The organism is Gluconobacter sp. OJB (genome assembly GCF_039638275.1).
In the GTDB taxonomy this organism is placed as follows: Bacteria; Pseudomonadota; Alphaproteobacteria; order Acetobacterales; family Acetobacteraceae; genus Gluconobacter; species Gluconobacter cerevisiae.
The window spans coordinates 1,716,788-1,734,723 of sequence record NZ_JBDIWH010000001.1; the positions used below are offsets into that span (position 1 = coordinate 1,716,788).

Below are 17,936 nucleotides of genomic sequence, written 5' to 3' on the forward strand. Positions count from 1 at the left end.
TTGCGGCGGGACGGGGATTGAGGCCATTTACCCGTTCATTTTTCGGCAGAGCAATCTGCCGGTCCCACTCGCACAGGAGCGATCTCCATGCCCGCCATCACACTCCCCGACGGAAGCGTCCGCACATTCGACGGGACGGTGACGGGCACGACGATCGCCGCCTCCATCGGACCGGGCCTTGCCAAGGCCGCCATGGCGATGGAAGTGGACGGCAAGCCCGTCGATATCAGCACCGAAATCAGCAGCGACGCGTCCGTGAAGTTCGTCACCCGCAAGGATGAGGACGCGCTGGAAATGATCCGCCATGACGCGGCGCATGTTCTGGCCGAAGCCGTGCAGTCCCTGTGGCCTGAAACGCAGGTCACGATCGGGCCGAGCATCAAGGACGGGTTCTATTACGATTTCTCCCGTGAGAAGCCGTTCACCCCGGAAGACTTCCCGGCCATCGAAGAAAAGATGCGCGAGATCGTGGCGGCCAACACGCCGTTCGTCCGCGAGGTCTGGGACCGTGACGAGGCCATCCGCTTCTTCGAAGAGAAGGGCGAGGACTTCAAGGCCCAGCTGATTCAGGATCTGCCGGAAGACGAACAGATCTCGATCTACCGTCAGGGCGAATGGCTCGATCTGTGCCGCGGCCCGCATCTGCGCACCACAGGCGATGTCGGCACGGCGTTCAAGCTGATGCGCGTGGCCGGGGCCTACTGGCGTGGCGATCATCGCAACCCCATGCTGACCCGCATCTACGGCACCGCATGGCGCGACAAGAAGGAGTTGGACGCCCATCTCCTGCGCCTTGAGGAAGCCGAGAAGCGCGACCATCGCCGCATCGGCCGCGAGATGGACCTCTTCCACATTCAGGAAGAAGCCGTCGGACAGATCTTCTGGCACCGCAAGGGCTGGCGTCTCTACACGGTCCTTCAGGACTATATGCGTCGCGCGCAGGAGCGAAACAATTACGAGGAAGTCCGCACCCCGCAGCTCGTGGACCGCGCGCTCTGGGAAGCGTCGGGCCACTGGGACAAGTATCGCGAGAACATGTTCATCGCGAGCGTTGAGGACGAGGATAAGACCCTTGCCCTCAAGCCGATGAACTGCCCGTGCCACGTGCAGATCTTCCGTCACGGCCTGCGCTCCTATCGTGAGCTGCCGCTGCGGATGGCGGAATTCGGCGCGTGCCATCGTTACGAACCGTCGGGCGCGCTGCACGGCATCATGCGCGTGCGCGGCTTCACGCAGGACGATGCCCATATTTTCTGCACGGACGACCAGATCGCGGACGAAACCGCGAAGTTCGTGAAGATGCTGGCGGAAGTCTATTCCGACCTCGGATTCGAGAGCTTCCGCGTGAAGTTCTCGGACCGCCCGGAAACACGCGCAGGTTCGGACGAGGTCTGGGATCGGGCAGAAGGCTCTCTCAAGAAAGCCTGTGAGATCGCAGGCGTCGAATACGAGTACAATCCGGGCGAAGGCGCATTCTACGGCCCCAAACTGGAATTCGTGCTGACGGATGCCATCGGTCGTGACTGGCAGTGCGGTACGCTTCAGGTGGACTACGTTCTGCCCGAGCGTCTGGATGCGTCCTATATCGGCGAAGACAGCAACCGTCATCGCCCGGTCATGCTGCACCGCGCGATCCTCGGCAGTTTCGAGCGCTTTATCGGCATTCTGATCGAGCAGTATGCTGGCAAGTTCCCGCTCTGGCTGGCGCCCACGCAGGTTGTCGTGGCGTCCATCGTCTCGGATGCTGGCGATTACGCCAACGAAGTGGCTGCGACCCTCAAGGCTGCGGGACTCCAGGTCGAGACCGACATCCGCAGCGACAAGATCAACGCCAAGATCCGCGAACACAGCCTCGCGCGCGTTCCGGTCATTCTGGTCGTCGGTCGTCGCGAAGCCGAGGAACGCAAAGTCGCCATGCGACGTCTGGGCGGCGCGACGCAGGAAATCCTGTCGCTCGACGAAGCCGTTTCGGCTCTTGCGAAAGAGGCTCAGGCCCCTGACATCGCACGTACGACAAAGGATTGAACGTAATCCCCTTGCACCGCGCGTAAGGCAGGACTATGTGCAGAAGGAACGGGATCGGAAATGGCCGTATCCCGCCTTTCTTCATAAAGGCGGGTGCAGGCTACCGGGCCCGAACGAAACTGATGACAGGAGCTGACCATAGCTAGACCGCCGATGCAGGCCGCGCCCACCCGTGAAGGACCGCGCGTCAACGAGGAAATCCGTGTTCCGCAGGTTCGTCTGATTGACGAAGAAGGCGAAATGCAGGGCATCATGACGACCCGGGATGCCATGATGCGCGCTTTTTCGGTGGGTCTCGATCTTCTGGAAATCAGCCCGACTGCTGTTCCTCCTGTCGTGAAAATTCTCGACTACGGCAAGTTCAAGTATGAGCAGCAGAAGAAGAAGAACGAAGCCCGCAAGAAGCAGAAGGTCGTTGAGATCAAGGAAGTGAAAGTTCGTCCGGGTACGGGCGAGCATGACTTCCAGACAAAGCTCAAGGCCATCCACAGCTTTCTTGACGAAGGCGACAAGGTCAAGATTTCCCTGCGCTTCAAGGGCCGCGAAATGGCCCATCAGGAACTCGGCATCAAGATGCTTGAGCGTATCCGGCAGGAAGTCGAAGAAAAGGCGAAGGTGGAGCAGATGCCCCGCCTTGAAAACCGCCAGATGCTGATGGTGATTGCTCCCCGCTAAGGGGTGCTTTCATCCTGCGAATAAAAAGCCGGCCACTTCCGCTTCGGGAATGGTCGGCTTTTTTATGGATTGCGCCTCAGGCGGCTTCGGCCGCGAGGTGCGTCTGGTAAAGCGCAACAAACTGCCGCAGCATATCCGCAATTTCGGCCACCGGCGTCTCCCAGTCTCCTGAGTAGGGCTGTCGGAAGATTCGCATAGTGGGATACCACGGCGTCGTGGAGCCGGTTTCCCCCCAGCGCCAGCAGGCATCACTCCGTGAAAGCATCCAGACCGGCAGGCCGAGACCACCGGCCAGATGCACTATGGACGTATCGACACTGATCAGCAGATCCACGCCATAAAGCCCGGCCGCCGTATCCGCGAAATCCACAATACCGTTCGTCGCATCGATCACAGGCAAGCCGGTCTCGGCAATCTGGTTTTTCGCGGCCCCAAGCTGGAAACTGACGAACCGGACCCCTTGTATGTCCATTATGGGCGCGAGTTTCTCCAGAGGGACACTCCGGCGTCGGTCCACCTGTGTGGCAACGGGATCATGAGACCGGGGGTCGCCGTTCCAGACCAGACCGACAATCAGCTCAGGCTGCTCAGGGGCCCGCACCACGCCCCGTCGCAACGCACCGCCAACGTGCTCCTGTTCCTCAACAGGTACGGGCAGATACGGACATTCAGGAGCCGTGTCCGGCGTCAGACCCAAACGCATCGGCAGGCCGACAAGCGGGCAATGCAGATCCAGAGGCAATGATGGATCAAGTGCCGAAACGACGCGGTCAATGCCTTCCATCCGTTCCAGAAGTCTGACGAGCGTAGGCGGAACCTGCACCACGGTCGTCGCCCCAAGCGCCTTGAGCAGTGGCACAAAACGGATGAACTGAAGCGTATCGCCATAGCCCTGTTCATGGTGGATCAAGATGGTTTTGCCCGTCAGGTCCTCTCCCTCCCATTGCGGGACAGAAAGATCCGTGCGCGGCGTCTGACAGCACCGCCAGCGCCATTCATATTCCCGCCATCCGGCATCAAAATTTCCGATTTTCAGAAGACTGACAGCCCGCCCGAAACGACAGACGCCGTTTTCCGGCGCCAGAGCAATCGCCCGGTCATAATAGGGAAGCGATTCTTCACTCCGGCCAAGACACTGAAGCGCATGAGCAATATTGTTGATGGCCGGAACATGGTTCGGGCAGAGAGAGTCGCCGGTTATGGCGTTTTGAAGGGCGTCACGGAATGCGCCCTTACGAGCCTGAACCAGACTCAGATCGACGTAATAGGGCGCCTCGGACGGTTTTTGCTGAATGGCGACCTTCAGTGCCCGCTCTGCCCCGTCCAGATCCCCTCCTTCCAGACAGACAATCCCTAGCCGATGCCAGATCCTCGGAGCATTGATATCCAGATTCAGGCTCTGAAGATAAAAATGGCGCGCCTGTTGCCAGTCTTTGAGGCGTTCGTACAGACATCCGGCCAGAAATGCAGAATGAGGGTCCTGAGGGAGGGTCTGGACACCGTCATTCAGCTTTTCGAAGGCAGCGGGAGCATCGCCTGCATCTGCCAGAGCGAGAATATCCTGTGCCAGCAAACGAAAAGAATTGGGCATGGGGGCTCCTTTTTTTCCGTCGTATCGAAAGCCCCCTAAGAAACCCTTAAAATCTCTCGTTTTCCTGCCCAGACTGAACGCTTCAGCTCTCCAGCCTGCGGGTCAGGCGCTGGAGAAACGGACGGAAACGCAGAAACTGCCCGTATCCCCATTGCAGAATCGCCAGAATGACCGGGTTCCGGGCCACCAGCCCCATCGGTCGCAGCAGGGGAATGGCGCGCCACATGGCTGCGAAGGCCGCCGCACCTTCATACAGATGCCCGTCTTCTTCCGCATGGAAACGGGCCAGCAAGGTTTCCCGGTCCAGTGGGCAGGCCTGCGCCGACTCCAGATTGATGAAGCGGATGGCCTTGCGCCGGTCCAGACGTTTCATCAGCGCGATTTCACGCCGACACAAAGGACATCCGCCATCGAACCAGACCGTCACCATAGCATGTAACGCCCCGGCAGACGGGACCATTACTGCGATAGTTCCGCCTGCACGAAGACGTTCACGCGGAGGGTCTGCTCATCCGGGCTACGCTGCGGTGGTGCGGAATCCGCCATGCGGGCCGCCATGAGCATGACAGGGCGCGGGCCTGGCTCCTGGGAGGAAATGCGGACTTCCTTCAGACGTACAAGGCGCAGACCCAGCGTCTGTGCGCTCTGCTCCGCCTGCTGACGGACCTGTTTGAGGGCCGCCGTCCGGGCGTCTTTCAGAAGCTGCTCACGAGTGGCATCGTCCAGCGACCAGTCCATTCCCTCCAGCATCAGGGACTGCGACTGGAGTTGTCCGGCCAGCGCGAGAAGCTGCACGGAATCCTTGCCGGTGAGTTCAAGCTCCTGTCGGGCCGTCCAGCTTTTGGGCGCGTGCTCGGGTGTGTTCTCGTAGATAGAGTATCCCCCGGCCCTCGCTTCAATTCCCGCCTGACTGCCCGCCAGTTTCAGGGCTGCGGCCATGCGGGTGTTCACGTCCTTCTGGGCCGTTGCGGCAGACGGGCTATCAGCACGGACAGACAGGCGGATCGTCAGTTCCGTTGGCGCGGCGTGGGCGTTGCCTGTCACGTTGAAATCAAGCTTGGTCGTGGACGGTGTTGTGGTCTGGGGCATGTCAGCGGCCTGTGCTGTGGAGAACGTCCCCGAGAGGGCAAGCGGAGACACGGACAGGGCGGCCACCAGAAGGGGGGCTGGCCGGATCAGAGAAGAAAGACGGGTCATCAGATCTCCTGAAGGCAGGTATCGTGTGGAACGCCCCGAAAGCTGGCAGCAGAAAACGTCAGTCAGCGCGGCTCAGGAGCGTGTTTCAGCAGGACCAACGCCCGACGCAGGCGTTCGATCCCCGCCCGGACATGCCCCTGTGTGCATAGCAGGTTTCCCTGCGCGCGAAGGTGACGCGCATCTTCCATCATCCCCAGCGCAATCGCCCCGGAAGGAGCAGTCAGTTCAGCATCCACGCTTTTACGCAGCCGTGCGCAGTATTCCGCCGTCTCTGACGTGACGGAAATCGCATCGTCCGAGCGCCCTGACGGCTGGTGTTGCGCCGGGTGCAGGACTGGCGACGCGGCCAGACAGCCGAGCAGACAGAAAGCCGGGAGAAGCACCGGCGAAGGAAGGGAAAGGCGCATTACGGACTCTCTAGCCCATTCCAGCTAAGCGCAGGGTGGGGCGGGCATGAAACTTCCGTCATGCAGCCTTGGCGGCGGGAGTCACGACCGGCAGGAGCAGAGTCGCGGACAGACCCTGATCTCCATTTTTCAGCTCAAGCGCACCGCCATGCAGGCTCATGACAGCCTGTACGAGCGACAGGCCAAGCCCGGCCCCCGGCGTATTGCGGGCTGTTTCGGCACGGAAAAACCGTTCTGAAGCCCGGCAAAGATCGTCCTCGCTCATACCGGGTCCCTGATCCGCAACGGTGATGGCCAGACGTTCGCCCCGCATCTCCACCGAGAGGGTGATGGCCGTGTCGGGAGGAGCGAACTTGATGGCATTGTCCAGCAGATTGGCGACGGCCTGTTGCAGCAGATGCGGATCGCCATTCACGGGCCGCACGGTCCCGGCCCTGAAGACCAGCCGGAGCCCGGCATCCTCGACGGACGCCTCGTAAAGTTCGCTCAATCCTTCCAGAAGGGAGCGCACATCCAGAATTGTGAAGGCCGCCCGTCTGGCGCCCGCCTCAAGCTGTGCAATGCGCAGCAGAGCTTCGAAAATCGACGTGACCCGATCAAGATCCATAACCGCACGATCAATTGCGGCGTGAAGTTCTTCGGCGGAAGTGGCGGTACGATTAGCATCTTCCAGTCGGGCACGAGCGCGGGCGATGGGGGTTCGCAGATCGTGGGCGATGGCATTGGAAACCTGCTTGACGCCCTCCATCAGACGGTTGATCCGCTCCAGCATGGTGTTGACAGTCTGCGCTACCAGATCAGTTTCGTTGCCGGTCAGGGGGATGCGCTGGCTCAGATCGCCCTGCGCCACCGCTGCCGTCGTGCGGGCGATGGAGCGAACAACCTGCCGGAAAATCCTGCGGATGACCAATGCGCCGCCCGCCGCCAGCAGCGAGATCATCACCCACGCCCAGATCAGCGTGTCGGTCAGAACGTGTCGGACAAGCTGCCTCCCGCGAACGTCGCGCCCTACGATCATCCGGAAGCCCTGCGTCAGGGCATAAGCGTGCATCTTGGCATTGGTGCGGAAACCGTCGCGCTTGATGGCCAGTTCATAAAACTGGTCCATCTGGGTAATGACGACGGGCCATCCGGGCAGATTTCCGGCAAATTTGCGACCATCAGGGCCGACCAGAAGGTAGAGTTCGTCATCATCGACGTTCTGGTCCAGCCTGTCCTGAATGGCGAGACTGAGCGCGGGGGGGCCACCCTGCGTCCAGCGATGAGACAAATCAGCCGCATCGACCTGCACCGCCAGTTCAACCTGACGGTCAAGCTGGCCCGTCGTGTTCCACCAGATGAAGGACAGGAACGCGCCGGCGGAAATCACGAACACCAGCCCGTAGGCCAGCGCGAAATTCAGCCCGGCCGAGCGGACCGGCCAGCGCAGACGCCGTTTCAGAAACAGTCCGAGACGGCGACCTTTACGCAGAAGCATTCCCAATCAGTCCGCCCGCAGGATGTAGCCCGCATTGCGGATCGTGTGGATCATGGGCTTGTCGAACGGCTTGTCCACCTTCTGGCGCAGGCGCGAAACATGCACGTCGATCACGTTGGTCTGCGGGTCGAAGTGATAGTCCCAGACGCGCTCAAGCAGCATGGTGCGGGTCACGACCTGTCCGGCATGGCGGATCAGGAATTCCAGAAGACGGAACTCGCGCGGTTGAAGGTCAATCTTCTCGCCGCCGCGTTTGACGGTGCGCGAGAGCAGATCCATTTCCAGATCACCCACGACCAGTCGCGTCTGCGGCGCACTTTCCGGGCGGCCGCGACGGCCCAGCGCCTCAACACGCGCCAGAAGTTCTGAAAACGCGAAAGGCTTGGTCATGTAGTCGTCGCCACCGGCCTTGAGGCCCGCGACGCGCTCATCCACATCCGCCAGCGCTGACAGCAGCAGGACCGGCGTTGCATTCTTCTGACCACGCAGGGTTTCAAGAATCCGCAAACCGTCGATGCCGCCCGGCAGCATCCGGTCCAGAATCACGACATCATAGTTTTCGCTGACGGCCAGAAACAGGCCGTCCTTGCCGTTATCCGCCTCATCAACGACATGCCCGGCTTCCCGCAGCCCCTTGAGCACGAAAGCACGGACAGTAGGATCGTCTTCGACCAGCAGGATACGCATTGTTGTCTCTCTTCCTTGCGAACGCAGTCTTGCCGTTCCTTGCGGGAAAGAATACCGGCTTGAAGAGCGCCGTCAAAGGCAGTTGTTACAAAACAGGCTGCCTAGCGGGGAATTGCGTTGTCAAACGCATTCTGCTGCGCGTCGCGCAGGGATGAAGCGCTAATCGGCCCCCATGAGAACGGGGAGGCCTCCGAAAGCCCGTCGTGATAACTGCTTTGCCCCCGTGACGGCGACATGGGGCTGCACCCGGCAAGCCCGATTAGCAGGACCAGAGCGCACAGGCAGACTAATCTGCGGGCTGGCTCAGTCATCCGCATCCTGCGGACGCGGACCAATATGGATAGGCAGCGTCAGAGAGTGTTTGCCGCGCTGGATCTGAAAGCTCAGGACCACGCCGGGACGCGCCGCCGCAATACTGCGCAGAAGCATCCGGGCGCTGGTGACGGGCACATTGTCCACCTGCGTCACGATATCGCCACGCCGTAGACCGCCCTTCTGGGCCGGGCCGCCATTATCGACACCAGCAATGCCAATCGCTGCATCCCCATCATCAAGCGTGATGCCGAGCCAGCCATGTTCGGCATGACCCGTTGCCTCGATTTCCGCGACGATCGGGGCCACGATTTCGGACGGAATACCGAACCCGATCCCGACCGAACCGCCAGCAGGCGTCACGATGGCGGCATTCACGGCCACGACCTGCCCGCGCATATTGAAAGCCGGGCCGCCCGAATTGCCGGGGTTGATTGGGGCATCAAGCTGGATGAAATCGTCGAGCGACCCGATGCCCAGATCGCGCCCGACCGCCGAGACAATCCCCGCCGTAACGGACGATCCGAACCCGAACGGATTGCCCGCAACAAGAATCCAGTCCCCGATATCGGTCTGCTGGCTGTCGCCCCAGGTGACATGCGGAAGCGGCTCGGGACTATCGACCTTGATGACGGCAATATCCGTCAGCGGATCGGCCCCCAGCAGACGCGCCGGCATTTCATGGCCGTTGGAGAGCGAGACCACGACCTTGTCCGCCCCACCCACGACATGGCGGTTGGTCACGATGATGCCGGACGGGTCGACGATAAAACCCGATCCCGCGCCGACCATTTCTTCCTGCTGGCGCTTCATCCGGTCCCGGTAGCGCTTTTCAAGCGGGGTGCCGCGGATCTGAGGCGGAATATGGTCGTGACCATCGGGGCTGTTCTGGGTAATGGCGATGTTGACCACGGCCGGGATCACCTGCCGCACCAGCGGGGCAAAACTCAGCGGACCATATTTAACCAGAAGTGGCGGCAGAGCGGGCGCCGGAGCCGGGACCACGGCGGGCTGTGTGGGGATGCCATGTGCGTCCGTGTTCTCGCCCGCAACGGTGCGATCGGGAATGATCGTCGGGAGCATTTTCGGCGCGGGAGCCTGCACGACTGCGGGCTTCTGCGGCTGTTCCACGGAATGCGCAATATTCTGCGGGCTGTTGCCATGACCGCGCAGGGCCAGCATCAGCCCCACCGTCACCACAGTGGCCGTTCCGGCACCGATCGCAGCAGCCTGCAGGGTGCGGTTCATGGGAAACAGGACAGGAACATCGTCATACCAAATCTGCTAACACAGAATTGTTCCACATCCCAAGATCCTGACGATTCAGCGCCCCTGCTGAGATTTCGAACGCGGTTTCGGCGGCTCTGCCGTCGTGGGGTCCTCGGGCCAGTCATGGCGGGGATAGCGGCCACGCATGTCCCGGCGCATATCGGCCCAGCTCCCCTTCCAGAAGCCTTCCAGATCCGCCGTGATCGCCTGCGGACGTCCGGCGGGAGACAGCAGCGCGCATTGCAGGGCAAGCTGTCCATCCGCGAGTTCCGGCGTCCGGGCGGTACCATAAAAGGCCTGAGCACGGGCGGAAACCGTAGGAACAGCGCCGGTATAATCGATGTCGTGCGTGCTGGCCTTCAGGGTCAGACGTGGCGGGAGCTTGCGGTCCAGCGCGGACAGATCGGTATAGTCCAGCCGCGCGCGCAGAATGGACAACAGGTCCAGCGCCCGGACCTGCGCGAGCCGGTCACATCCCGCAAGATACGGCTCCAGCCACTCCAGAGACGCCGCCAGCCCATCATCGGACAGGTCCGGCAGATGCGGCGCATAGGTCGCGCAGGCATGGGCCACGCGGGCCTGAAACTGACGTCCGGCCTCCGTCCAAGTCAGGGCCTGCGCCGGAGTCGCGGCGATCTGCTGCAAGAGAAGGCTCTGCGCTTCCTCGGGGCTGATCTCGCCGTTGCGGTCGCGCAGGACCAGAGCGCCCAGACGGAGCCTGCGACGGGCGATAATGCGGCCGGATGTCCCGTCCAGCGTCGTCTCGACCTGCTCGCGGGTCCGGTCCAGAAGGGTCTGGGGCAGGTTTTCAGCATCAAGCGGGGCTGCGAGCGTGATTTCCGTTGAGGTGCGCGTATGGAACGCCGCCCCGGCCAGTAGTTTCTCGCGGGCCAGCGGATCATTGGCCAAAACGCGGGCACTCCCCCCGCCCGCCAGTCGGAAACGCCCAAGCTCGCCTGCTGCCTGCGCCACACGATCCGGAAACCCTGCGGCCAGCAGCGCGCCCGCATGGTCCGGCAGCGGGATGAGCGGCACGTCCCGCTCCCCCATCCGGCGCATGAAGCGCTTTGCGGACTGACGCATGTGGAACAGGTTGGCACGGTCAGCCCGGGGATCGTCGCGCTCGAACAGGGCGAAGCGGAGACGGATATCAGCGCCCGGCGATGGGCCGGAAGGGCGGTTTGGACGTGGACGGAGCGGATCGCGCTCTTCCAGCAGCGCCGCCAGACAGGCCGCCGTCACGCGCTCCGGCAGGGTCCGGGCCGCGCACAACATCGCGGCCAGACGCGGATGCGTGCCGAGGGACGCCATGCGTTTGCCAAGCGCCGTAATGCGGTTGACATCATCCAGCGCGCCGAGTTCCCGCAACAATTCGCGCCCGCCCGCCAAAACGCCGGAAGGCGGCGTGTCCAGCCGCGGCAGACTGTCCGGAGCCGTTCCCATGACCTCCTGCCAGGCGGCGGTGACGAGTGCGAAATCCGTCAGATCGGCTACGAGAATTTCCGGCGCGTCCTGCGGGCGCAGGCTGCGCTGCGTCATTTCCGACCACAGCCGAATGGCAATGCCCGGAGACTGCCGCCCTGCACGGCCTGCACGCTGGGTGGCGGTGGCGCGGGATATTTTCAGCGTTTCCAGCCGTGACAGGCCCGTATTCGGAGCAAGCCGCGGGGCCCGGCGCAGACCGCCATCCACAACAATCCGCACGCCCGAGACCGTGACGGACGTCTCGGCAATGGACGTCGCCAGCACGACGCGGCGCGTGTCGGACGGCGCGATGGCGCGGTCCTGATCTTCGGTCGTCTGCTCGCCGTGCAGCGGGAAGATCGGAACCGTGCCGTCCAGCAGCGCCTGAGTACGGCGGATTTCGCCAACCCCGGGCAGGAACGCGAGAATATCGCCGTCTTCCTCCGCCAGTGCCTGACGGATCGCGCGGGCGCAGGCTTCCGGCAGGTCCCGCATGTGGGGAATGTCGCGGGTATGGCGGATGTCGATGGGGAACTGGCGGCCTTCGCTCTCGATCAGCGGGGCGTTCATCAATGTTGTGAACGCGCGACCATCCGGTGTGGCGGACATGGCCAGAATCCGCAGATCGGGCCGCATTTCACGCTGTATGTCCAGACAGAACGCCAGTGCCGCATCCAGATCCAGCGAGCGTTCATGCACTTCATCGAACAGCACCGCGCCCACACCGTCGAGCAGCGGATCGGTCAGCAGACGACGCAGAAGCAGACCCTCGGTCACAACTTCGATGCGCGTTCTGGCAGACATTGCGGAATCGGTGCGCGTGCGGAACCCCACGATGCCGCCCGGCTTCTCACCCAGCGACGACGCCATGCGCGAGGCCGCCCCCCGGACCGCCACGCGACGCGGCTCCACGAGAATGAGGCGCTGCGTCCCGAGCCACGGTGCATCTAGAAGGGCGAGCGGCGTCAGCGTCGTCTTGCCCGCACCCGGAGGCGCGACGAGAACGGCGTTGGGCTGCGTCTGCAACGTCGACAGAAGCTCCGGCAGAATCGCCGTGACGGGAAGTTCGGGAGGAAGAATGAAGGTCAGAACGCGACTCCCGCACCGGCAACACCAGCCAGCAGTTTAAAAGTTTTTGGTGCAGCTCTCCGCCTTTTTTGAAAAAGGCGGAACCCAAAAACTTTTCTCTGTATTTTTTACCGCAATGGGAAGCCGAGTTTATGCAGCACCGTGCGCATGACGTGACGGCCGCTCAGGCCCTTGAAGCTGTCCACACGCTTGGCCACTGTTTCCGACCAGGCACGCGACGACAGACCCTGTTCCTTCTGGTAGTCGTCCGCGATCCGGTCATAGGCCGCGATGCCTGCGGCTTCGTTTTCCGTGCTGTAGCGCTCGCGGTGCAGCACCACGTCCTGACCCAAGCGCGGTTTGTGACCGTTCTGGGCTGCGGGATCGGGCTGGCCAACGCACAGACCCACAACCGCCACCGAACGCGGGGGCAGGGACAGGAGTCGTGCCACTTCTTCGGGATAATTCCGCAAGCCGCCGATATAGACCGTGCCCAACCCAAGGGACTCGAAGGCAGTGACGGCGTTCTGGGCCGCAATACCGGTATCGAGCGTCGCCATGAGGAAGATTTCTTCATAGTCGAGCGCTTCGTGCCCCGTCCCTGCCCGCTCCGCGATCCGCTCCAGCCGAGACAGATCCACGATCCATGCGAGGAACAGAGGCGCGACTTCGATATGCTTCTGGCCGCCGCACAGTTCGGCAAGTCTGGCCCGCGTTTCCGGGTTCTCGACGGCCACGACGGACCAGACCTGAAGATTGCTGGACGTCGCAGCCGAGGACGCCGCCGCAATACCGGCCTCCAGCGTGCCTTCGGGCAGGGCATCCGGCAGATAGGCCCGGACCGAATGGTGCGACAGCAGCAGGTCAAGCACCGCATTGTCCGGCAGGGTTTCCGGCGCCGTCGTGCGGTACCGTGTCTGCCACAGTGCGGAAATCCTTTCGGAAGAGGTGCCCGACATAAAGTTTTTCCTTACTCGTCGTACGTCATCAGAGCGTTCAGCGGAACGTCCAGTTTGTTACGGCCTTTCAGATCCGCAAGCTCGATCAGCACGGATGCGCCCACGACTTCAGCGCCGACCTTGCGCAGCAGGTCGATGGACGCAGCGAGCGTGCCGCCCGTCGCCAGCAGATCGTCCAGCACCACAACGCGCTGGCCTGGCTTGATGGCGTCTGCCTGAATATGCAGCTCGTCCTCGCCATATTCGAGGCCGTATTTCAGGGAAATGGTCTTGCCCGGCAGCTTGCCCGGCTTACGCAGCATCGTGAAACCACAGCCCAGACGCAGCGCGAGCGGAGCGGCGGTCAGGAAGCCGCGGCTCTCGATTCCGGCCAGCATGTCCGGCTGCCATGCGGCGATCGCACGGGCCAGACGAGCCGTGGCGACCTGCCAGGCGTCGGGCGAGCGGATCAGCGTCGAGATGTCATAGAACAGGATGCCCGGCTTCGGAAAATCCGGAATTTCGCGGATGTAACTCTTGAGATCGAGCGGCTTGGGGTCCTGAAACGACATGGTGGCACGGCTTTCATCTGGTCATGGCAAACAGCGCGGCATGTAGGGGAGTCTCCCCCCCAACTCAACCCCGGTCTCAGGTCCGGATTGCGTCTGTCGCCTGTTCGATGGCTGCGAGAAGCCCGGCCCTGCGGAACGGTTTGGGCAGAACAGCCATACCATGCGGGGCCGTGTCGCGGTCTTCATAATCGCCGGACATGAGCACGACGGCCATCTGCGGACGACGCTCCCGGAGCAGATGCGCGATCTCCAGCCCGTTGTGCGACCCCGGCAGGTTGAGATCCGTCACCAGAAGATCGGGGGCGTCCTCCCCCTCCAGCGCGGCCTCCCCGTCCAGCACATGCCGGACACTCCAGCCCTCCCGCTGGAGAACCGTCTCGACCACAAGTGCAATGGCGGCATCATCTTCGACAAGAAGTGCTTTCATGACGGATGCTTCCTTAAGAAGGGCGCGGTGGTTCCGCCACCGCAGGCAGGCTGGGTCGCAGCAGGGCGAAGCCCATGGCGGCCAGGAACGCAAAAGCCATGAAAAACGCCATCGGAACTGCTGTCCCGGACGGCATCAGCCCGAACAGCGCACTCGCCACGGCGCCGAAAAGATACTGCATCGTCCCCGCCAGCGCCGACGCCGAACCGGCACGATCGGACTGTTCTGACAACGCGCCAACCATAGAATTCGGCCCTATAACGCCCGTGGGCGCCATGGTGATGACAAGTGCGATAATGAGCGGCCACAGGAACATCGCCTTGATATGGCCTTGCGGGTCGAGATCGTAATTCGACACCAGCGCCAGAAGAAGCAGGACGGCACACCCGGCCAGACTGACACCCAACGCGGAAAACAGCATCTTCCCCGTACTGACACGGCCCACGAGCTGACCATTGATGGCGGACGCCCCGATCATGCAGACGGCGAACAGGCCGAACAGCATACCGTAATGGAACGGTGACATCCCGAACACATCTTCGAACAGCATGGGGGCTGCGGTCAGATAGGTGAAGGTCACGAAGCCCAGAAAACTCCAGACCAGACCGTTCGTAATGAAGCTGCGGGTCCGCAGGATATAGGTGTAGCGTTCGATGATGGAGATGGGTCGCAGGTCCCGGCGGTCCTGCGGAGCGAGCGTTTCGGGGAAGACCGTCATCAGCAGAAGGGTACAGAGGCCGCCATAAACGGCCGTGGCCCAGAAGATCATGCGCCAGTCCACGAATTTCAGCGCGAAACCGCCCAGCATGGGCGCGAGAATCGGCACGGTGCCCTGAATGACGATCAGGCGGGACATCATTTTCGACGATGCATCCCCTTCCGTCAGATCGCGGATGCACGCATTCGGCACCACAAGCCCGGCAGACGCCATGATGGCGGAAAAGACGCGGCAGATGCACAAAAACGTCATGCTCGGCGCCATCGCGCAGCCGATTTCGCCCAGCGTATAGCCCAACATCCCGATCAGCAGCGGCCAGCGGCGGCCAAACCGGTCCGAAATCGGGCCGATGCTGATCTGCCCGATGGCCAGCCCGATCACCCAGGCCGCCATGGTCGCACTGCCCGCACCGGGTGAGGTGTGAAGCTGGCGCTCCATTTCGGGGAGAGCCGGAAGATAGACATCCGTCGAAACCGGCCCGACAGCCGTAAAAATTCCCAGCAGAACCGGAAGCCATGCGGGCAGGGAATCTCCCCGTCTGAATCTCATGGTCTGGTCTGTCATGCGCGTTTGCCTGTTCACTTCAGGTTGCGGATTGATGGTCTGATGACGTGGTCAGGGGGCGTCCCGTTCCCGGCCATGCTGACGCAGCAGAACAGCGCCCAGCACACCCGACACGACGAACAGGATTCCCGCAAGCCCCAACTGAAGGACATGCCCGATCCGCGTCCCGGACCCGACCAGAACGAAAATCAGGGTCTGCGGCAATCCGCCCAGAAAGGTCGCGACCGAGAACGGCAGCAGCGGCAGCTCGAACAGCCCCGCCGCCGTCGAAACCAGCAGTGCAGACCCCACAGGCATCAGCCGCAGTGTCAGCACCGCCCGGAAGGGCTTTGCATGGAGCGTGCGGGCCAGAGCGGCATAATCCGCTTCCAGCCTGTCATGCAGCCGCGCCCGGAACGCTGTCGGGGCCAGAACCCGTGCCCAGCCATACGCCAGAACCGCCCCCAGCATATAGGCCACAGAACACAGGACAAGCCCGCCCCATAATCCAAAAGCCAGCCCCGCCGCCACACACAGCGCCTGACGCGGCAGACCGCACGCGCTGTAGGGCACGGCCAGCAGCAGGAACCACAGCGGCGCGCCCGGCGTCTCGTGCCAGTGCGGAGCGTTTTCCAGCAGATGATGGATGAACGGCAGCCGCTGGAGTGCTGCCACCAGCACCAGCATCGCGCCGATCGTCAGCGCGGCACGCCACGGCACGATCTGCCGCAAGGTACGGCGCAGGTCCGGATCGGGGGGAAGAGACATCGGGCTACCCATTCCTGCCCGATACCAGCCGCAAGCCGCCGCGGCTATGGGTGGGCGCGTAAACACGTGTTCATGCTGGCGCGCTTACCGTTGAAGAATGGGCATCTGGAGAAATCATCCGGCTGCATTTTCCTCTTGAAGATATATCGTAAGATACTATATCGTTCGATATATCGAATAGGAGAACATCATGTTCAGACGTAAAATGGATTTTTTCAGCACGGCCCGTCATGGCCATCATCATCGTGGCGGCTTCTTCGGCAGAGGCCGTCCCGTCTCGGAAGGCGACGACCAAAAAGAGGGTGGCAATAGTGAAGGCCGAGGCGAGCGGCCCAATGAGAAACGGGGCGGTCGTCACTGGGGCATGGATGGCTTTGGACACCGGCATGGCGGACGTGGTGGCGGCATGGGCGGTGGACGCTTTGGCGGGCGCTTCGGAAGAAGCTTTGGCGGCGATCTCGGCGGTGAAGACTTCACACGCGGTCGAAAGCTGACAGCCGATGAGCTTCAGCTCGTTATCCTCGCTTTGCTCGCGGAAGCCCCAGCCCACGGCTATGAGCTGATCCGGCGCCTCGAAGAGCGGTCGGGCGGATTCTATAAGCCCAGCCCCGGCGTAATCTACCCTTCCCTCACCTATCTTGAGGAAACCGGCCTTGCCGCCGTCACACAGGAAGGCAACCGCAAGCTCTACAGCCTGACGGACGAGGGAAAAGCCAGCCACGAAACCCGCAGTGAGGAAGCAGCCCGCATCCTTGACGTCCTGAGCCGTATCGGCGCCCGCATGGCGGATGTCCGCGAGGCGTTCACCGGCGTCAACGACCTCGATCCCACGCTGGGGCAGGCCTTTCACGATGCGCGCTTTGCCCTGAAATCCGCTCTGAAATCCCGCCGCGGCGCGGGTGCAGACGAATTGCGCCGGATCGTAGCGATCCTCAACCGTGCGGCAGCGGAGATCGTAAACCCTGCTTCCGATCAAAAGACATCGGACGAATAAGGCAGGGCGCGCCTCTCCCAACGCCTGCACCGATGCCGTAAAGGATGGTCCATGATCGTTCAGGACCATCCCAATTTCTGCAACATGCCCGAGGACATGCGTTACTACCGGCCGGAGCATTTCGGGGCGGGATTCATCGAAAAATCGATGGTGTTCCTGCTGCCGGAACGGCTGAGGAAGTTCCGGCGCAACCTGTGGCATGTCCGGCGCAATTCCGGCGACGATGCAGTCTATATGCCGCTGTTCCGCGTCAATTGCGTCCTGCCGTCGGAGCCTGCTCCTGCTGGGCTTCAGGGGCCGTTCGACGTGTACCCCTTCTATACCCGCACCACGAAAACCCGCAGCCGCGAGCTGGATTATTACGTCCTGTTCGTCTTCCGGGACCGCATGTCGTGGATGCGCTGCAAGACGCTGCTCGAAAAGCCCTGACTCTCACGCAGCTTTGCCTTTGCGGACGGGCTCCAGCGGGTCAATGATGCAACATCATCAACCACCACAAGGCTCTCCGCCATGCCCAAGACCCTTTACGCCACGCTCAAGGCCCTTCCCGGACAGCGCGAAACCCTGCGCGGCCTGCTGACGGCGCTTGCAAAAGACGTCCGCGCCGAACCCGGCTGCGAGCGTTTCAAGGTCTATACGCTCGCCTCCGACCCCGACCTGTTCCATGTGGAAGAAACCTATCGGGACGACGCAGCCTTCGCCGCCCATATGGCCACCGAACACGGCAAGGTGTTCAACCAGAAGATCACGCCACTGGTCGAAGGCGGCGGATCGGAAGTTGTTTTTCTGGATGCGGTGATCTGA

The 17,936-nt window shown here is 62.3% G+C and carries 18 protein-coding genes; 5 read left to right on the forward strand and 13 right to left on the reverse strand.

The genetic code is table 11. The annotated features are described in order from the left end of the window. The first annotated feature begins 87 nt into the window (after positions 1 to 87). Together thrS and infC are read left to right on the forward strand one after the other, a co-directional pair. Positions 88 to 2,025: a threonine--tRNA ligase gene (gene thrS, locus ABDK74_RS07915; RefSeq protein WP_346003386.1), complete on the forward strand. Its 1,938-nt coding sequence runs from the start codon at positions 88 to 90 to the stop codon at positions 2,023 to 2,025. A 153-nt stretch (positions 2,026 to 2,178) separates the two neighbouring features. Further along, positions 2,179 to 2,700: a translation initiation factor IF-3 gene (gene infC, locus ABDK74_RS07920; RefSeq protein ID WP_194253940.1), complete on the forward strand. Its 522-nt coding sequence runs from the start codon at positions 2,179 to 2,181 to the stop codon at positions 2,698 to 2,700. 76 nt (positions 2,701 to 2,776) lie between these two features. On the opposite strand, the gene ABDK74_RS07925 is transcribed toward infC, so the two are convergent. The 13 genes from ABDK74_RS07925 to ABDK74_RS07985 form a co-directional block, all read right to left on the reverse strand. Further along, positions 2,777 to 4,291, reverse strand: a complete 1,515-nt coding sequence (locus ABDK74_RS07925) for a tetratricopeptide repeat-containing glycosyltransferase family protein (RefSeq protein ID WP_346003387.1) — start codon at positions 4,289 to 4,291, stop codon at positions 2,777 to 2,779. Between the two features lie 82 nt (positions 4,292 to 4,373). Next, positions 4,374 to 4,751: a DUF393 domain-containing protein gene (locus ABDK74_RS07930; RefSeq protein ID WP_346003388.1), complete on the reverse strand. Its 378-nt coding sequence runs from the start codon at positions 4,749 to 4,751 to the stop codon at positions 4,374 to 4,376. Continuing rightward, entirely contained in the window at positions 4,751 to 5,488 is a 738-nt protein-coding gene (locus ABDK74_RS07935) for an SIMPL domain-containing protein (protein ID WP_346003389.1), read from the reverse strand. Before ABDK74_RS07935 ends, ABDK74_RS07930 begins: the two co-directional genes overlap by 1 nt. A gap of 62 nt (positions 5,489 to 5,550) precedes the next feature. After that, positions 5,551 to 5,895, reverse strand: coding sequence for a hypothetical protein (locus ABDK74_RS07940; protein WP_346003390.1), 345 nt, complete (start codon positions 5,893 to 5,895; stop codon positions 5,551 to 5,553). A 58-nt stretch (positions 5,896 to 5,953) separates the two neighbouring features. Then, positions 5,954 to 7,372, reverse strand: a complete 1,419-nt coding sequence (locus ABDK74_RS07945; RefSeq protein ID WP_346003391.1) for an ATP-binding protein — start codon at positions 7,370 to 7,372, stop codon at positions 5,954 to 5,956. Positions 7,373 to 7,378: 6 nt separating this feature from the next. Next, positions 7,379 to 8,059, reverse strand: a complete 681-nt coding sequence (locus ABDK74_RS07950) for a response regulator transcription factor (protein ID WP_011252400.1) — start codon at positions 8,057 to 8,059, stop codon at positions 7,379 to 7,381. A 303-nt stretch (positions 8,060 to 8,362) separates the two neighbouring features. Continuing rightward, positions 8,363 to 9,619, reverse strand: coding sequence for a trypsin-like peptidase domain-containing protein (locus tag ABDK74_RS07955; protein ID WP_346003392.1), 1,257 nt, complete (start codon positions 9,617 to 9,619; stop codon positions 8,363 to 8,365). 75 nt (positions 9,620 to 9,694) lie between these two features. Further along, entirely contained in the window at positions 9,695 to 12,193 is a 2,499-nt protein-coding gene (gene hrpB, locus ABDK74_RS07960) for an ATP-dependent helicase HrpB (RefSeq protein WP_346004189.1), read from the reverse strand. Between the two features lie 107 nt (positions 12,194 to 12,300). After that, a complete protein-coding gene (locus ABDK74_RS07965) occupies positions 12,301 to 13,131 on the reverse strand; it encodes an NADPH-dependent oxidoreductase (RefSeq protein WP_346003393.1) in 831 nt (276 codons plus the stop codon). Between the two features lie 11 nt (positions 13,132 to 13,142). Next, on the reverse strand, positions 13,143 to 13,682 hold the full coding sequence (locus ABDK74_RS07970; RefSeq protein ID WP_346003394.1) for an adenine phosphoribosyltransferase: 540 nt from the start codon (positions 13,680 to 13,682) through the stop codon (positions 13,143 to 13,145). 76 nt (positions 13,683 to 13,758) lie between these two features. Then, on the reverse strand, positions 13,759 to 14,109 hold the full coding sequence (locus ABDK74_RS07975) for a response regulator (RefSeq protein ID WP_346003395.1): 351 nt from the start codon (positions 14,107 to 14,109) through the stop codon (positions 13,759 to 13,761). Positions 14,110 to 14,122: 13 nt separating this feature from the next. After that, positions 14,123 to 15,391, reverse strand: coding sequence for a multidrug effflux MFS transporter (locus tag ABDK74_RS07980; RefSeq protein ID WP_408874474.1), 1,269 nt, complete (start codon positions 15,389 to 15,391; stop codon positions 14,123 to 14,125). 51 nt (positions 15,392 to 15,442) lie between these two features. Beyond that, positions 15,443 to 16,138, reverse strand: a complete 696-nt coding sequence (locus ABDK74_RS07985; protein ID WP_346003397.1) for a VTT domain-containing protein — start codon at positions 16,136 to 16,138, stop codon at positions 15,443 to 15,445. Between the two features lie 190 nt (positions 16,139 to 16,328). On the opposite strand from ABDK74_RS07985, the gene ABDK74_RS07990 reads away from it, so the two are divergent. From ABDK74_RS07990 to ABDK74_RS08000, 3 genes are all read left to right on the forward strand, one after another. Next, a complete protein-coding gene (locus ABDK74_RS07990; protein ID WP_346003398.1) occupies positions 16,329 to 17,132 on the forward strand; it encodes a PadR family transcriptional regulator in 804 nt (267 codons plus the stop codon). A gap of 51 nt (positions 17,133 to 17,183) precedes the next feature. Further along, positions 17,184 to 17,561, forward strand: a complete 378-nt coding sequence (locus ABDK74_RS07995) for a hypothetical protein (protein ID WP_346003399.1) — start codon at positions 17,184 to 17,186, stop codon at positions 17,559 to 17,561. Positions 17,562 to 17,642: 81 nt separating this feature from the next. After that, positions 17,643 to 17,936, forward strand: coding sequence for a putative quinol monooxygenase (locus ABDK74_RS08000; RefSeq protein ID WP_194253953.1), 294 nt, complete (start codon positions 17,643 to 17,645; stop codon positions 17,934 to 17,936).

Excerpts from the sequence above, each read along its gene's own strand:
- ABDK74_RS07935 (WP_346003389.1), bottom strand. The coding sequence starts at position 5,488 with ATGACCCGTCTTTCTTCTCTGATCCGGCCAGCCCCCCTTCTGGTGGCC.
- ABDK74_RS07990 (WP_346003398.1), top strand. The coding sequence starts at position 16,329 with ATGTTCAGACGTAAAATGGATTTTTTCAGCACGGCCCGTCATGGCCAT.
- ABDK74_RS07955 (WP_346003392.1), bottom strand. The coding sequence starts at position 9,619 with ATGAACCGCACCCTGCAGGCTGCTGCGATCGGTGCCGGAACGGCCACT.
- thrS (WP_346003386.1), top strand. The coding sequence starts at position 88 with ATGCCCGCCATCACACTCCCCGACGGAAGCGTCCGCACATTCGACGGG.
- ABDK74_RS07985 (WP_346003397.1), bottom strand. The coding sequence starts at position 16,138 with ATGTCTCTTCCCCCCGATCCGGACCTGCGCCGTACCTTGCGGCAGATC.
- ABDK74_RS07970 (WP_346003394.1), bottom strand. The coding sequence starts at position 13,682 with ATGTCGTTTCAGGACCCCAAGCCGCTCGATCTCAAGAGTTACATCCGC.
- ABDK74_RS08000 (WP_194253953.1), top strand. The coding sequence starts at position 17,643 with ATGCCCAAGACCCTTTACGCCACGCTCAAGGCCCTTCCCGGACAGCGC.
- ABDK74_RS07980 (WP_408874474.1), bottom strand. The coding sequence starts at position 15,391 with ATGACAGACCAGACCATGAGATTCAGACGGGGAGATTCCCTGCCCGCA.
- ABDK74_RS07995 (WP_346003399.1), top strand. The coding sequence starts at position 17,184 with ATGATCGTTCAGGACCATCCCAATTTCTGCAACATGCCCGAGGACATG.
- ABDK74_RS07925 (WP_346003387.1), bottom strand. The coding sequence starts at position 4,291 with ATGCCCAATTCTTTTCGTTTGCTGGCACAGGATATTCTCGCTCTGGCA.
- infC (WP_194253940.1), top strand. The coding sequence starts at position 2,179 with ATGCAGGCCGCGCCCACCCGTGAAGGACCGCGCGTCAACGAGGAAATC.
- ABDK74_RS07945 (WP_346003391.1), bottom strand. The coding sequence starts at position 7,372 with ATGCTTCTGCGTAAAGGTCGCCGTCTCGGACTGTTTCTGAAACGGCGT.
- ABDK74_RS07940 (WP_346003390.1), bottom strand. The coding sequence starts at position 5,895 with ATGCGCCTTTCCCTTCCTTCGCCGGTGCTTCTCCCGGCTTTCTGTCTG.
- ABDK74_RS07930 (WP_346003388.1), bottom strand. The coding sequence starts at position 4,751 with ATGGTCCCGTCTGCCGGGGCGTTACATGCTATGGTGACGGTCTGGTTC.
- ABDK74_RS07965 (WP_346003393.1), bottom strand. The coding sequence starts at position 13,131 with ATGTCGGGCACCTCTTCCGAAAGGATTTCCGCACTGTGGCAGACACGG.
- ABDK74_RS07975 (WP_346003395.1), bottom strand. The coding sequence starts at position 14,109 with ATGAAAGCACTTCTTGTCGAAGATGATGCCGCCATTGCACTTGTGGTC.
- ABDK74_RS07950 (WP_011252400.1), bottom strand. The coding sequence starts at position 8,059 with ATGCGTATCCTGCTGGTCGAAGACGATCCTACTGTCCGTGCTTTCGTG.